This is a genomic window from Actinopolymorpha sp. B17G11 (assembly GCF_040196095.1).
In the GTDB taxonomy this organism is placed as follows: Bacteria; Actinomycetota; Actinomycetes; order Propionibacteriales; family Actinopolymorphaceae; genus Thermasporomyces.
Genome location: NZ_JBEFTW010000013.1, coordinates 119,207 through 134,740, shown reverse-complemented (window position 1 = coordinate 134,740; position 15,534 = coordinate 119,207). Strand labels below are relative to the sequence as shown.

The 15,534-nt window shown below is 66.4% G+C and carries 5 protein-coding genes; all 5 read right to left on the bottom strand.

All coding sequences use genetic code 11. The annotated features are described in order from the left end of the window. Positions 1–9 precede the first annotated feature (9 nt). Genes brxD through pglW form a run of 5 tightly spaced genes read right to left on the bottom strand, consistent with a single transcriptional unit; the run spans position 10 to position 15,317 of the window. The gene (gene brxD / locus ABN028_RS15920; protein WP_349697103.1) at positions 10–1,338 is read right to left on the bottom strand and encodes a BREX system ATP-binding protein BrxD; all 1,329 of its coding nucleotides are present in this window, start codon (positions 1,336–1,338) and stop codon (positions 10–12) included. Beyond that, positions 1,335–3,974, bottom strand: a complete 2,640-nt coding sequence (pglZ, locus tag ABN028_RS15915) for a BREX-2 system phosphatase PglZ (RefSeq protein WP_349697102.1) — start codon at positions 3,972–3,974, stop codon at positions 1,335–1,337. The genes brxD and pglZ overlap by 4 nt, the downstream gene beginning before the upstream one ends. After that, entirely contained in the window at positions 3,971–7,615 is a 3,645-nt protein-coding gene (locus ABN028_RS15910) for a DUF6079 family protein (RefSeq protein ID WP_349697101.1), read from the bottom strand. Before ABN028_RS15910 ends, pglZ begins: the two co-directional genes overlap by 4 nt. Positions 7,616–7,626: 11 nt before the next feature. Beyond that, the gene (gene pglX, locus ABN028_RS15905; RefSeq protein WP_349697100.1) at positions 7,627–11,181 is read right to left on the bottom strand and encodes a BREX-2 system adenine-specific DNA-methyltransferase PglX; all 3,555 of its coding nucleotides are present in this window, start codon (positions 11,179–11,181) and stop codon (positions 7,627–7,629) included. Continuing rightward, positions 11,178–15,317: a BREX system serine/threonine kinase PglW gene (pglW, locus tag ABN028_RS15900; RefSeq protein WP_349697099.1), complete on the bottom strand. Its 4,140-nt coding sequence runs from the start codon at positions 15,315–15,317 to the stop codon at positions 11,178–11,180. The genes pglX and pglW overlap by 4 nt, the downstream gene beginning before the upstream one ends. Between the last annotated feature and the right edge of the window lie 217 nt (positions 15,318–15,534).

Below are 15,534 nucleotides of genomic sequence, written 5' to 3'. Positions count from 1 at the left end.
CGAAGCCAGTCACAGCTGCAGATCGATCTCGTCGACAGATGCCGCCGGCGCGAGTGGGGGCGGCGCTGGCATCGAGCCTCGTTCGGCTTCAGTCAGCTCGTTTCCGGTGACGCGAAGTGCGTAGTCCCGGCGCGGATCGAAGGTGGGATGCTGATCGACGCGGTCTAGAACATCGACGACCTTCTTCACGAAGATGCGTGGAGCCACGCCAACCTTGTTTCCGAGGTGGCCCGTCACCGCTCGTGCCAGGTCGGCGACATAGCCGTCGTCTACGCTCACGGCGAGCCGCTGGCGGTCAGGTGAACCTTGCATGTAGAGGTCGCGGACTTTCGATCCGAGCTCCAACAGTGAGTTCTTGTCAAAGCCCGGGAGTCGGATCTGTACAGCGCGGGGGTTATCGAATACGGCACTGGTGGAGAAGTCAACGTGTAGCCGCTGTGCAAGCGGAGCCAACCGCTGCATTCCCTGCGGACCGTCGAAGAACGCCGGAGTGCCCGTAACGACGAGCATCAACCCTGGAAAGCGTCCGGAGTCGACGTCGTCCACGAGTTGCCGCAGGGCGTTCAGCGCCTTGTCGCGTACGTCGGAACGAACGCGTTGGAGCGTCTCCACTTCATCCAGGACGACCAACAGGCCTGTGTGTCCACCATCGCGCAGGACGGCCAACAGGCCCTGGAGGAAGCCCAGCGCACCGTCGTGATCTAGGTCGCCTCGGATACCGGCACGATGCTTCACCGAGGCGCCCACATGTGGCTGTCCGCCGAGCCAGGCCAGCAACCCTTCGGCCGCGCCAGAGTCACCATCGACGCTTGCCCGCCGATAGCCACGAAGCGCGGCTGCGAACGACGGCGCTACCCGACTGACGACCGCAAGCCGCTCCTCGAGAAGCTTGGTGACCCGCCGTTCCAGCTCGTCCTCGGGCACGTCCCCGGCGGCAAGCACATCTTCTTCTAGCGCGAAGAACCACGAGTCGACGACCGGTCGGAAAGCGCTCGGCGCGAATTCAGCGGTCGAGAGATGCTCAGTAAGGCGGCGGAAGACCGTCTGCAGCCTATGGAGAGGCGTCTCGTTCTCCGAGATCTGCACCTCCGTCGTGGCAAGCCCTTTGCGTTTGGCCCGCTCGGCCAGCCAACGGCTAAAGAACGTCTTTCCCGCACCGTACTCACCACGTACGGCCTTGAACACGGCTTGCCCCGCGGCGACGCGGTCGAGATCATCATCGACCGCAGCTTCGAAGCGACTAAGCCCAACAGCCAGGACGTCGAGCCCTTGCCTCGGGACGGTCCCGCGGCGGAGGGCGTCTATCACCTCACGTCGCCGTTGCTCGCTGATACTCATGCCTGCCCTACCTGCGTCCTGAGGATGGGGGCATTGAGCCGGATCGTCTCGCCCTCCATCTTGAGGACCTCATACCCGTCAAGGTTCACGACTCGTTGCGCTGCCGCGACCTGAGCGGGCACACGTCCTTCCGGGATGTCCAGAGCACGCGCGATCGCCGATCGGGTGGCGGCTCCCCCTTGCGCATCCAGGACCCCGAGCAGAATGCAGAGCCGGTCAGCCGGCATGCCTCCACGGCGGACCCTACGTAGCTGGTCCTGGATCACGTCGCTCGCAAGTGCCCGGTCGATCCAGCCGGCTGCCTCGACCTCGTCGGCGGCGAACAGCGCATCTTCGTCCCGGATCACCGGCTCTGAGGTGCGAGGACGCTTCCCCTTCGTCGCGGGACGAGCAGTGCTTGGCTCCTCTACCGGCGCCGAGGCAGCCCACCAGTCGGGTTGGGGGTGGTAACGAGGGCGCCATCCCACGACGTCGAGTGTGCTCCGCGCAAGCAGCGCGAGCGGGATGACCACCTCCTGTGCGCTGGCGCCGCCGTGATAGCCGTTCCGTTGCTTGCCGAAGCGGAGCTTCTCATTCCACGCCGCGACGATTCGGCCCTCCCCGGCGAGAACACGGGGACCCGTGAGTTCAACCTCATCCTTGTCAATCGGCCGGATGGACGTACGGAAGCGCGCGCCGGCACTGTCATCCGATTCGAGCCGCGATCCGCGCTCGTGAACATGGCCATGGTCACTCACCAGTACGACGACTCGGTGACTCTGCTCAGCGGCTGTGAGCAGGTCGAGAAGCCGGTCGACCGACTCCGCTGACCAGGGTGTGCGGCCGCCCTTGTCCAGGGCGTCGTCGACGGTGTTCACCACGACCCCAACCAACGGAGCATTCCCGTTGACCGCGTTGAGCACCGCAGTCGTGAGTGCGTCGCCTGGCCCAGCAGAGGTCAGGTCGCTCTTGTGAAAGAGCGGCCACTTCCGTTCGGCGAACGCCGACTTCTCCGTTGCCGCCGACCCGTCCATGAGTCGACCTGTCATCAAGCTGGTCCGAGAGAACCGCGTGATGGACGGAAGGACTGACAGCACCGGGCGGGCAGGCTCGACACCGTGCTCGACCCAGCCTCGCGTGGTCAAATCAGCAAAGAGTTCGCGGGCGACACCTGTCGACATGCCGTCGAGGACCAGCAGGAGGACGCGCTCAACCTTCGCGAGCGGGAGCAAGATCTCACCAAGCACGTCCTCGACCGGGAGAAGGTCCGTGCGCGTCGAGCCAGTCTTCGCGTGATCGGCTAGCAATCGAGCGAAGCGTTCCTCATGCTCGGCTCGGATTCCGTCGACGATGCTGCAGAGCGTGCCATAGGCCGAGCCCACTGTCGCGTCGACGTCTCCTTCCCACACTCGCGCGCGGGCGACGTCCACCCAGGCGTCGATATCCTGTTGGCGACGGGCAGCTTCCGCCAGGTCGAGTGCCGGCTTCGAAGCCGTCCTCTTCTGACGTACGACCCATCGGACGAGCCGGACTGCCATGCTTGCCCGGCGGACGCGTTCCGCGTGATCATCGGCCAGGGCATGCGACTCGACGGCCGCTAGCGCTTCCTCGAGGGGAGCGAGGTGCGCCGGGGCGAGTGACCGCTTGCGCAGCAGCCTGTCGATCTCCTCCCCCAGACGCACAGTGCGCTGAGCGAGCGAGACCTCCAGGACATTGCTCGCGCATGCGAAGTCGACCGCGTTCTGTTCGGCGAGAAGTTCTTCCGCCCTGCGGAGCACCGCACCAACGCCCGTACGCCCCTGGGCCGCGATGCTGCGCTGAACGAGCGCGTCGGCGGTCTCGCCCCACGCTCGGGAGACATCGTCATCGAGCGCCGCCCCGACGGCGCGTGTCTCCAGCATCGTGCGAGGCACCTTCGCCTCGTCCCGAACACTGGGATTTACCAACGCGGAGAGCGCCAGCCCCACGCTAACCGTGTCGGCGCCGTAGTCACCACCCATGCACCGCAGGACGGCGTCGATGACGCGTCCGTCACCTCCACGCTCGGTCAGCCATGAGGTCAGTCCTGACCGCACATCGGTATCGAGAGTCTTCCAGCGTTCGAGGTTATCGGGGTCGAGCGTCCACTGCAGGAGTCCGGCGAGGTCGAGGTAGAGCTCCCCGAGCCCTGCCGAGCGCGCCGCCAGTTCACCCAGGGCAGTTTCGCGGTCGAGATACCCGCTACGGACCGCCGGGTACCCGTCAGAAGGGGTCAACGCAAGAAGCGCATCGACCGCCCAGGACTCCCGGGTAAGGCCAGGATGGATTTCCTTGGCCCGAAACAGACTCATGAGATGCTGCCAGCGGTCGAGCGGGAGGATCCGCTGCCCTGCGAGGCGAGCGTTGATGCTGTCACCGAGTGCCGCGCTCTCCTCCTCGGTCAGCAGCACGAGAACATCGGCCGGAGCGAGATCCTCGAGCGCGCTCAGCGCGTCGCGGACCGCCAAGGTGGAGACGCACGGACGAACGACTGCGCCACGACCGCCGGGCAGGTCGATGTGCTCTGGGTAACTCCAGGAAGGGTTGGCGAGTAGCGCGACCACCCGCGCCGAGGAGTCAAGCCGGAGGACGTCGGACACCTTCGAACGCACGAGCGCAGGTGTGGCAAGCAGCGTCACCCGATCACCTTCCACGTCACGTGTACTCGCTTGCCGTCCCGGATGAGCGCGTCAATGGCCGATGCGATCCTTTGCGCACCGGCGGGATCCGAAGCCGTCAGCTCGCCCTCCGTTGGCGCGGGCTCATCTGGAACATCGACAGGGTGGTGGGGTGTTGGGTCTGCCTTCTTGGTCGCTTCAAGCACCAGTTGGCGCGCGCTACGGTCCGCCAGGCCCAGTGCCGGCTGGAGGTGCTTGACGAATTCGTTCGTTCTCCAGACCTCGGCAAGTGCCCTGACGATCTCGGCCGCGCGCAGGCCGAATGGATGCTCCGGTCCCCAGCTCGCCACCGTCGTGAGCATGTTCCAGTCCACTCGTCGCACCGCGGTCACGAGGTCCGCCGCCGCGGCCAGGCTCTTGCCCACGTGGAGTCCGGCCGCAGGCAACGTGACAGTGGCGAGGCGCTCGACCAGGGCGACGTCGCCGCTCGTACCAGTGATCTCCTCGCAGAGCCGGGTCCCGCCATCTGCGAGGCGGTAACGCTCGGTGGCTGTTGCGTCGTCGCCGCCGAGCACCGTCGGTCCCTTGTCGGTGAGCTCGGCGAGGTACTCATGGGCGGCGGACGAGTAGGACGCAACCTTCGCTCGGACGCGCTCGGCAAGCAGGCTGACGTTCCGCGCGGTCAGTAGTTCCGTGACGTCGCCGACGCCGAAGATCGCCTGTGCGCGTTCCCGCGCTTCCTTCCACGCTTCCTCGCTCGGCAGCGCCTGCTCGACGACGCTGGCATCGGCGGGGAGTGCCTGGAGCGTGCCCACGTCGATCGGTCGGGAGTGGGCGAGGACGCTGCGGTTGGTCTGCTCGGCGAAGACGAGGACGACGAGATCGGCGATCTCCTGCGGCAGACCCATCCGTTTCGGTTCGTCGAGCCAAGCACGCAACTGGCCGACAGTGACCGGCTTTCCGGCCCGGTCGGCCTCGGCGATCTTGCGGGTGAGGTGCTGGTCCCAGTGGTGACCGAGCACGAAATGCTGGGCATGCTGGTCCCCAAGCCGAAGGGGGCCGGCGACTCGATTCATGGCGGCACGTTCGGTGGACTCGACCATGATGCGGTGCCCGGGATCCTCGATCGCCCGCCGCACCTGTGCGTGCACCTTGCGCAGCTCGGCCGCCCGTACCTCCGCCGTGCCGAACATGGGGTGGGCAGGGAAGTCGAAGGTGAGCATCTGGTTGATGAGGTTCTCGAACGCCTGTTGGAGGCTGGCGCCCGCCGGCACCTTGGGCGTGAAGCTGGGATCCACAGTGGCGAACATGTCGATCCCACCGTGAGCCGTGTCGACGAGCGTCTCGTCGGCGGTGCCGAGACCGTACGCTTGGAGCAACGCGTTCTCCAGCCGGCTCCGCAGCTGGTCGCGTTGGGCAATCATCTGTTGCCGAGCGATCGCTCGGTCATTGTCGGACAGGTGGCCAGCGAGCTGGTCGAAGCTCGGCCCGAGTGCGTACTGCAGCCGCACGTAGCGGCCTAGGTCGCTCACCGCCTGGGACGTGAGGTGCCGTGGCACCCAGCACACGGTGTGCGCGGGACGCCGGTCGCGCAACGTTCGGACCCGCTCGAGATCCTCGACGGGCGAGTGCCCCTCTTCATCGAAGGGGTAATCGAAGATCGCCCGCCACCCGTCGTGGCTCGGCTGGAACGCGCTGTCGCCCAGGTCTGCAGGGTCACGGACGTTGCCGTAGAGAAGTTCAACGTTCCGCTTCGTGCCGCGCCACGTGGTGGTGTAGACCGTGACGCCATCGAGTCCAACGTTGTCGCGGGCACCGAGCATCTCAAAGAGCAGCGTACGGAGCACCTGCCGGCGGGCGCCTGCGGAGTCGGCGGTCTTGGCATTGTCGAGGATGCCCTCAATATCGACGCCTTCGAGCCGGACGGAGATCAGCGGGTTCGCCGCGTCACCGGTGAGCTGGACGGTGCCGAGTCGGGCGGCCCACTGGCGTACGGCCTGGAGCACGATCCCGGCTTCCTGGCCGGGCACCATCGACCGAATGTAGCCGTGGTTGAGCGCGACGATCCTCCGCGCGGTGAGGTCGCGAAGCGACTCCACCTCAGGCATGAGAGCGGCGAGGACCAGCGTCTTGGCGATCTTGTCGTCGCGATAGACCGCGTGCGACGCCGGCTGCCTCGCGACCTCGTCCTCGCTGAGTCCGTGAATCTCGAGAATGAGCCGGCGCAGGTCGCCGTACACCTTCTGGGCACTGCGCCAGAGGTTCCCCAGCTCTCCGGTCAGCGGGTCGTCGCCGGCGACGAGAACGTCGAAGAGATCGGCGATGGGAACGAGCTGGCCGAGTTCGAGGGTCTCGCGCTGCTCGACCAGGATCTGCTGCATGACCCGCAGCGCGGTACGTTCCCGCTGGAGCGCTCCTGACAGCGCGATGAGCGTCTCGACGAAGGCCGGGCTGAACGGATAGGTGAGTCGGAACTCGTCCCGCCCTGCTTTCCCCGTCATCAGGGCCGAGCGGATGTCCTGGCGTACCTGTTCGGTCGCCGCGAACGCCGCGTGGATCTGCGCGCGGGCAGTGTCGTGGCGCGGCCTGAGGACCCGTCGGGATGCGATGACGGGAAGGTTGTTGTCGGAGAGCGAGACACTGCCGAACCTGCCCTCCCACCACTTGAGGCTGTCGGCGAACGCGAGATGTTCGGTGCCTGGAAGGTTGGTGCCGACGAGTTCGCGAAGGTCACGCTGGCGGGCGATGAAGCTGATGATCGGCGCGGGGCGGTTGGCATTCGCCGCCTCGACGAGCTTGCCGACCTTGGGCGCCTCGCGGGCGACCCACGTGTGGTCGCCCATCCTGGTGGCGAACCACAGGATGAGCTCGTCGAGGAAGAGCACCAGGCCGTCGTAGCCGAGCTGCGCCGCATGCTGGCTGATCGCGGCCAGCCCGTCGTCGATGTTGACGTACGCCGAGCGAGCACCGCGTGCGAGGTCGGCGAAGCCGGGCAGCACGGCCTGCAGTGTCGTGACCAGTGCCGTCCGGTCGGGGTGGTCGGGGCCAGCGCGGAGAGCGGCGTCGAACCGGGCGGCATCCCATCCGGCGGCGACGTCGCCCCAGCCGTCATCCCCTTCCTCGCCGCCTAGCAGTGGGAAGAACGCCTCGTCGCCCATACGCGCCCGAAGTGCTCGGGCGCTGTCGAGGAGCGGGGCGTCGAGGAGGACCGCAGGGAGCGGCGCCCCCGGATGCACCGTGCGGACGTGGGCGAGGTATCCCCCGAGCACGCCGTCTTCGACAGACTCCTTGCCGACCAGGTGGTACGGCACGAGCAGGAACTTCTTCGTGCTAATCAGGGCGTCGTACTTCTGAACCACCACGGCGAGGTCGTCGATCGCCCGGGCCTTCGGGTGGTTCTGCAGCAAGGCGTGGAGGACGGCCATGAAGTGGCTCTTGCCGGAGCCGAACGAGCCGTCGAGGTAGGCCGCCTTGCTGCTCCGGTCGTCGAGGCCACTCTTGATGAGGGACAGGGCCTGGTCGAACCGATGTGCCAGCTCGGGTGTAACAACGTAGTCGCGAAGGGTCCGTTCGGCGTTGTCCACACCCTGGGCGAGGTCCAACACGAAGTCGCCCTTGTGGACGGCATCGGGAACCTGGATGACTTCGGAGATCAGCGTCATAGCGGCTACTCTCAGGTGGTTGTGCGTCGGCGGCGGCCGCGAGTGGGACTTGGGGGTCGCCACACATAGAGGTCGTTTCGGGTCAGGCCGAGCTGGAGGAGTAGCTCCTCGAGGAACCGGCCGTAGGCGTCGGCAGGGCGTTCTCCGAACTCCGGGTCGACCTCGGTGTGCCACTGCCGGATCCACGGCAACAACTCAGCCAGCCCAGCCATCAGCGGGGTGAGTTGCTCGACGCCCCAGGCGTCCAACTCCACCCGTTCCGAGATGTAGGTGGCCAGTGCCTGCGCCTGCTGCAGGTGGTCGAAGCCGGCCCAGGAGAGCAGCAGGGTGCCGTCGCGAGATGCATCCGGGTAGGAGGTGAACCGCTCCTTCGGCACGTCGAGCTTGCCACGTTTCCGCCAGTAGGACTGGTCGCGGAAGTCGCCCTGCTTGTACTTCGGCGGCACCGGGATCTCGCCGACCTTCTCGCCCGCGTCCTCGCGCCGCTGTAGATCCCACGTCCGTTCCCACGCCGCGCGGGTCCACATCCCCGTGTCCGTGTGCCGCCACGCAGCCACACCCGGAACGTGCTGGTCACGCACCAGATCGCGGACCACATCCACCAGATCCTTGTCACGGGCGTACAGCTGCGCCACCGACACGAAGTCCACGTCCGCCCGCAACTCATCCGCCAGCTGCGCAACCGTGCGCAGGGTCGGATGGGGACGGAACCAGGGTGCCCGATCCTCCAACCGGTCCAGCAACCAACTGCGCAGCGCTTCGGACTCCATCTCCTCCCACGACTTGGCGGCCCAGCGCCGCTTACACTCCGGACGCTCTATCAAGTGCAGGTGGGGGTCCTCAGCGATCTTTACCAACCGCCGCTCCACCAACGCCCGATAGTCCGCCGACCAATGCGCGGGAAGCTCAGTGATCGGTGTCGAGCCGTGCCTTGCAAACCACTGCGTCGCGACGTCGCCTGTGTCAACCTGACGAGTAAGCGCTATTTCGAATGCACGTTCACCGAGTTGTATAGGTGGCTTGCTGATGTTCTCGCCGACGAGCAGACCCACGTTTTCGCCGAGCAGACCATAGAGGCCGTAGACCTCCCAATCAAGCTCTTCCTGCGCGGAGATCATCTCGGCCCGAATTTGCGACCACTCAAACCGTGCGGCAGCCAGAGCCTCTCGAGTGGGCACCCCGTTCTCCGCCACGGCGCCCGGGGTCACCGACTGGAGGTCCGAGGCCAACGAGTTGAGCTTAGCGGCCAATGCGAGTGGTGCGCCTTCCGGCAAGGGAAACTGCGATACTCGCGTGCCGGCACGCTGATACATATGCTCCCACTGCTCGGTTGCCAGTCCACGACCATTTCCGCCGGACCCCTTGTCGTGACACTTCTGGGTTATCCAAAAATTACCGGTTGAAGAATTCAACAACCCAATTACGCCAAGGTAATCCTCTTCCGAAGGATTGCCCCTCAACTTGAACATGGGCGCAGTCTGCTTGAATACGTTGCAGCCGCGATCAATTACGAAGTGATTATGTGTCGCAACCTCAGCGAATACACCAGACAAACCGCCATCATACCGTTCAGAAATCCATCGATACCAGGTCCACCATGGTTCACCAGCCTCCGACCTCGTCTCGCCCGAGAACCCGCGAACATTTTCCAGAGTCACCTTATACGGCCACAGGTACTGCGCCCAGGAGCTTGAACTATCAAGGTCCATCGCTTCCTGCAAATTCGTGTAAGGAGCAAGGGCGATATCGCTCATACTGAGCGACCAATCCCGAACGACCTCGCCTGCAACAAGTGGCCGAAGGAGCGAACACGGCAATCGATGCCTCTTCCCACAGTCGCGCGGAAGAATATAGACGTCGTCGATCCCGGGGAAGCTGGCGAATCCAATAGAGCCAACGATCCTCGCCGCCAACAACCCCGCCGCCGACTGCTCCACCGTGTTGGTGAGTGCGGAAGCGCCTCCACCAGCAAGCGACCACGGATGCGAAGAAAGATGAACTCTCGGTAGGTCAACTAACGAGACATAGTCGTTATCCGTTGGCCCACGGCTTATCTCATTCAGAATTGACCGCCACACTCGACCACTTGCAGGGTTAGTCGGCTCGGTCGATTCGCCTCGTACGCCCATTACTGCCAAGAGCGACATCCTGTTTGGCCGACGGTTCCGGCCAAAGAGGATCACTGTGCTCGTAGCGTGACCGGGTATAAATGCTCGAGATGTGTCTATAACAGCAGTAAGATCGACCATCGGGAAGAATTCCTCGATGAGGCGCTTGCCGAATTCCCGAGTCATGAAAGAGTTGGCTGTGATCTGACCGGTGAAGCCGCCGGGCTGGGCCAAGTCGAAGAGTCGCTGCGCGAATGGAACCGAGAGCGCGTACCTACCTGCGCAGGCGCTCCATGCCTTGCGGTAGAGGCCGTTCAGCAGCGGATCCTTGACCGTGATGTACGGCGGGTTGGCGACGACGGCGTGGTAGCGGTCGCCGAGGATGTCTTCCAGTTCGGCGGCGTCTTCGTACTCATAGACGAACTCGCCTTCACCACACTGGCCGGCCATCACGGCCTCGGTCACACCATCCAGCGCAGCCTGACCGTGCCGCACACCGAACAGCAGCGAATCGCCGATCGCCACCCGGACCCGCCAGTTCGGAGCGTCCTTCAACCGTTCAATCCCACAGCTCGTCAGCGCGGCGACGAGGAGTCGGAACCGGGCGATCGCCGCCGCGTACGGATTGATGTCGACACCATTGACCTGCCGCAACACACGCTCGACATGCACCCGCACGTCCACACCCGGCTCCACTTGCCTCCACCGCCGCAGCAACCGGGCGAACGCGCCGAGCACGAAGTGGCCCGACCCACACGCTGGGTCGATCATGCGCACGTCCGCCAGGCCGAACTCCTCGACCGCCGGGTCGAGCGTCCGGTCAAGTATGAACTCCTCCACGAACTCCGGCGTCTGCAACAGCGCGTAGTCTTTGCGGGCCTGCTCCGACAGGTCCTGGTAGAGGTCACCGAGGAACCGCGTCGACAACTCCGGATCGGTGAAGTCGTGGACGAGTGCACCTGTCTCGGGGTCAATCCGCCGCCAGAAGTCCAACAACTGGGTGGCCACGTCCGGTGATGGTTCAAGCAGGTGCAGCGGGTTCTGCTTATCCACTAGCGCTCGGGTCACCTCCGAATCCATCAGCCGGAAGACCGCCGTGCGCAGGTAGTCCAGGTCGGAGTCGGCCGGATTGTCGCCGAAGTAGGCATTCTGGCGTTCCCGCGCCTCAACAAGCCGCTCGCTAGGACCGGCCAGCATCGCCTGCTCCAACAGCCGATTGTCCTCACAGAACCGAGTGAAGACGCACGCCAGCACCCAGCCAGCTGCGACCTGCGTCACCTGCTGACCACGCCACGTCTCAAACGGCAGACCCGTCCGACTGCCACTCGACGCCGCCTGATAGCGCAGTCTGAGCCTGGATGCCGCGCCTGCGTCCTGGTCCACGATCCGCAGCAGGTCAACCTCCACCAAGCGGACCTGCTCCCGCAGATCCGCCAACAACCGCTTCGCATCAATCACGCCGCCCCACCCTCTGACAATGCCGCCTCATGCTTGCCGATCCACTCCTCCGGCAACCGCACCCACTGCGGTCCGAGCGCCGGGACCACAGCGCCGTCGAGCTTCGGAGGCTTCTCCGTGTCCGCCCACGGGACAACCAACCACACGGTGCGTACCGGCGAGTCCGCCGTGGCCCGGAAGACCTCGTCCCGCAGTTCGTCCAGCACGGTGAGGCTCGGGTCGTAGCGGGCGAGCACACCAGCATTCGTGAGCAGCACGCAGGGGCCGGCCTCCCGGATCGCCGTACGGACGCGGGCCAACCCACCAGCCTGCACGACGCTCGTCAGCCGGGCCCACGCCTGGGACGACCGGTCGGCCGCATCGGCAGCGAGCACGACATCCCACCGCACCCGGCGTTCCCCGCAGTAGTTGCGCAGCCCGGCCAGGAACTCTCGCTCCACATCGACCGTCGTCACGTCCTGTGCAGAGAGGCAGCGTTCGGCCCGAGCCAGCCGGCCCGGCCGTACGGACAGCACGATCCAGCCACCGTCCTCGAGCGACCGCGCCAGCCGGTCGTCGACCTCCACGACCACGCTCTCGACTCGACGCCAGTCGGCCTTTGTCACTGTGCCGCCGGTAGTCCTCGGCGGAGTCGAGCGAGGGGTCGCGAACGACGTCAACCCAGCCACGGCCGGCTTGGGTGCGACGTAGACCGACCGCTCCTCGCTCCACACGAGCGGGACACCCGCACCGTCGAGAAGCGCGTCGAGATCCGGCCGACCGGGCAGTGGTGCGGAGTACGGGAACCGCGCCATGACCCGCTCGACGACCTGAGCAGGGGACAACTCGCTCACGCCATACAGGGCTCCTGCGGCCAGCCGCACCGCCCGGCCAGCATCGAGCCCGCGAGGATAGACCTCGAGCCGGGACGTGGCGGCCGCCCGGTCAGCGGCAAGCACCGCCACCTCGACCAGCCGGTCCGATGGCAGCAGGCCGGGATCCGTGCCATCCGGCGGCTCGACCTCGCGCAGGGTCTCGACGACCCGCGCGGGAACTGGAAGCGGATCCGCGGACGCCATCGCATCCGCCGCCTTGCCGAGCCTCGACGCCCAGTCAAGCCGGTCCGCCGTGGAGGCACCCTCACCCGGCTCGAGCGGTCCGGCCGCCACGAGAATGCCGCGCCGCTGCCGGCTGTAGACCAGCCGCGGATCGCCGTCCAAAGCCTCGTCCGCCAGCTCAGCATCGATCGCGGCGCGGACAAGCGCCTCCGCCAGACGCGACTGCAGCGGATCGGCCACCGTACTGCCCAGGCGGTCTAGCAGGGTGGTCGCGCAGTATGCGGCGGAAGCGACACCGCCGACAGACTCGACGACCTCGACGACGACGTCCCGGAGCACGCGCATGCCGTCCAGCTCGACCCAGTGGCCCTCCAACCGTTCGACCGCCTTGCGGACCACCCGCTGATCACGGCCAAGTGCCTTGGATACGTCGCGCGTGCTTTTCCAGGCGCTGCCACCAGCGTCGCCGAGCCCAAGCAACGCCTCCGCCACCGAGCGGTCGGCCGAGACTGGCACCAGGTCCGCTGCCACCTTGTCCAGAAGCGTCGGCTCGGTTGCCCGTTCCTCCGAGGACGATGCGATACGCCCGAGGAGGTCGCCGAGCTCCCGAACAAGTCGCTCGCGGGTCTTGGTCCCGATGCCGGGGAGCCAGGTCACCTGGGCCGGTGAAAGGTCGATCGCTGCGCCCACGTCCGTCACACCAAGGCGCTCCAGGACGGCGAGGACCTGGGGTGACAGGCCAACGGCGCCGACCGGCGTCGCCCGACTGATGCGCTGGGAGGTCGGCTGCTCGGCCGGCACCGTCGCGGGCTGCGCGAATACCGCGTCCCAGCCCCGGCGCATGTCCTCGGCCGTATCGAACCGCTGGCCCGCGTCGCGGTGCAGCGCCCGGCAGAAGAAATCCGCGAGGCCTGCCGCGAGCGACCGATCGAAGAGTTCCGCGTCGATGGTGACGTCCGCGTCGCCGAAGCCAGGGTGGCCGCCCGCGTCGCCATAGGTGGGCCGTCGCGCCGTGGCCATCTCATAGAGGGTTACCGCCGCGGCGTACCGCTCGGCCGCGGTGTCCCACCGACGTCGGTCACCCCGGCCGAGGAACGGATCCAGATAGGGCGGAGTGCCGGCGTCGACCGCCTCCAGCGGTTCCTTCGACAGCGAGAAGTCGAAGAGAACGACGCGCCGCTTCTTGCCCTTGCCACCGCGTTCGGCGATGCCCAGGTTGTCGGGCTTGATGTCGCGATGGGCGACGCCGGTGCGTTCGAGGTGGTGGACGATCTCCAGGAGATCGGCACCCCAGTCGTGCAACCACTCGGGCTGAAGGCGGCCACGCTCCTGGAGGACCTGGGCGAGCGTTCCCCGGCCGGCGTACGACAGGAGAATCGCCGTGCGCCCACCGATCCGTAGCGGCTCGCTGTCGAGGAGCTGAACGATGCCCGGATGTTCGCCCAGGAGTGCGAGCGCTGCCGCCTCCGCCCGAAGGCGCCCGTCCTTCTCGGGATCGAGCGAGACCTTGAGCACCGCCTCTCTGTCGTCCCGTTCGACCAACAACGCGAGCGCCGTCGATCCCCGCCCCAGACGGCCCACCACGCGGAAGCCGTCCTCGAGCTCAGCGCCTGCCTCGGCCGTGAGCGGGTCGATGGCGACCGGTTGCTGCTCGGCCGCTTCCGCCAACTGCTCGCGCAGACTGTCGAGGTCGAGGAGGAATGCGGCGACGTCCGGTGTACGCGTGGCCGCGTCTGCGGCGGTGGCACGGGCCACGAGCGTGCTGAGAGGCTCGATGATGTTGTCGGCCTGCTCCGCCAGGACCAGGCACCCGTGCGCCTCCAGTCGCTTGGTCAACGCACTGTAGGACGAAGCGGGCGAGTGCCCTGCGAAGATCCGGTAGGCGATTGCACCGAGCCCGAAGACATCCAGAGCCATGCCGTTCTGGGTTCCCCACCGCCACTCGGGCGCGAAGTAGGACGTGGCGCCCTGGTCGGCGAGTTCGGCGAAGGTCTGGGTGGAGGTGACGGAGGCTCCCGTCGTCGTCCCCGATCCGCGACCCGCCGTCTGCCAGTCGGTGACCTGGACGACGAAGCCGTCCCCATCTCGCCGTACCCAGACACACTGAGGGCTCAGGCCACGATGGGTGAGCACCCGGCGGTGAGCGTAGGCGATCGTCTCCGCAAGGGACCGGAGCAGAGTCAGACAGGCTTCGAGATCGAGACGCCCCTCCTCCTGCTGGAGGAAGTGATCGAGCCTGACCAACGTCGGGTCGTGTCGGAACACGAGCGCTGGGCCGAGATCATGCTCGACAATGTCCGACGGACTCGCGATTCCGTTGTAGTCGATGCCGCGCAAGGCGCGGTACTCCCGCTCCGCCGCGCGGATGAGTTGCGCACGTCGGTCCCCTGCCTCGGCCTGGCCGGCGAGGTAGATACGTACGCGACGCGGCGGATCATCGGGGAAGCGCTCGTGGGTCGCCAGGAAGTCCTGCCAGCCGGGGCCCTCCTGGAACGCTGGCATCTCGAGCCGAAGGCTGCCGACCTTGCGTCCGCGCTGAGACTGGCGGATGCCGGCTTGGTCCACGGCCTTGGCGATCTCGCGGGAGAAGCCGGCGTCCACGCTGCCTGGGCGCTTGACGTGCTCGAAGATGCTCGGCAACGCCTTGTCGCCGTGTCGGCCGTAGACGTGTGCGCGACCCTCCGACGTCAGTCTGCTTACATCGAGGCCTGCCTCGGAGAGGAATACCGCCCCCTCGATCCACGGCACTCGCTTCCCCCGGAGCGCGCGCTGGGAGGCGAGGAGGGACTTGAGCTTCTTCGCCTTCCGGGTCGCGAGGATGACGGGGTTGTCGACCGGGGAGCGGTGGGTCTGTTGCCACGTGCCGGCGTCGCCGATCAGGATGCCCGACCACGACTTGACCTCAAGCACGATCAACTGGCTGGGTGTGACGAGCAGCAGGTCGATCTCGTTGACCGAACCGTCAGTGCCGATGAACTCGGCGTTCGCCCAGGCGCGGTATGGCTCGCCGTCCGGGAGGAGCGTGCGGAGGTATGTGAGAGCGGCCCGCTCCCAAGCGAACTCCGAGGGAGTGCACTGAACCCAGCGCCGTTCATCCATCGGTTCCTCCGCGACGGTCCTACTTGACGGACAACGGCGAGCCCCGAAGCCGGGCCTGGCGGGTCCGCTCGGCTACGGTAGCAGCCAGTTACGCCCAGCTAGCTATCTGATCAACAACCCGTTCTAGCGATCCATCTAAGCGCTGGCGGCGGTGCGGCCGCGGTACGATTATTGCGCATACGCAACGCGCTGGACAAGCCCATCAGCTCCCGCTTCG

Bases quoted from the DNA above. Each gene is read 5' to 3' on its own strand.
- brxD (WP_349697103.1), bottom strand. From the start codon at position 1,338: ATGAGTATCAGCGAGCAACGGCGACGTGAGGTGATAGACGCCCTCCGC.
- ABN028_RS15910 (WP_349697101.1), bottom strand. From the start codon at position 7,615: ATGACGCTGATCTCCGAAGTCATCCAGGTTCCCGATGCCGTCCACAAG.
- pglW (WP_349697099.1), bottom strand. From the start codon at position 15,317: ATGGATGAACGGCGCTGGGTTCAGTGCACTCCCTCGGAGTTCGCTTGG.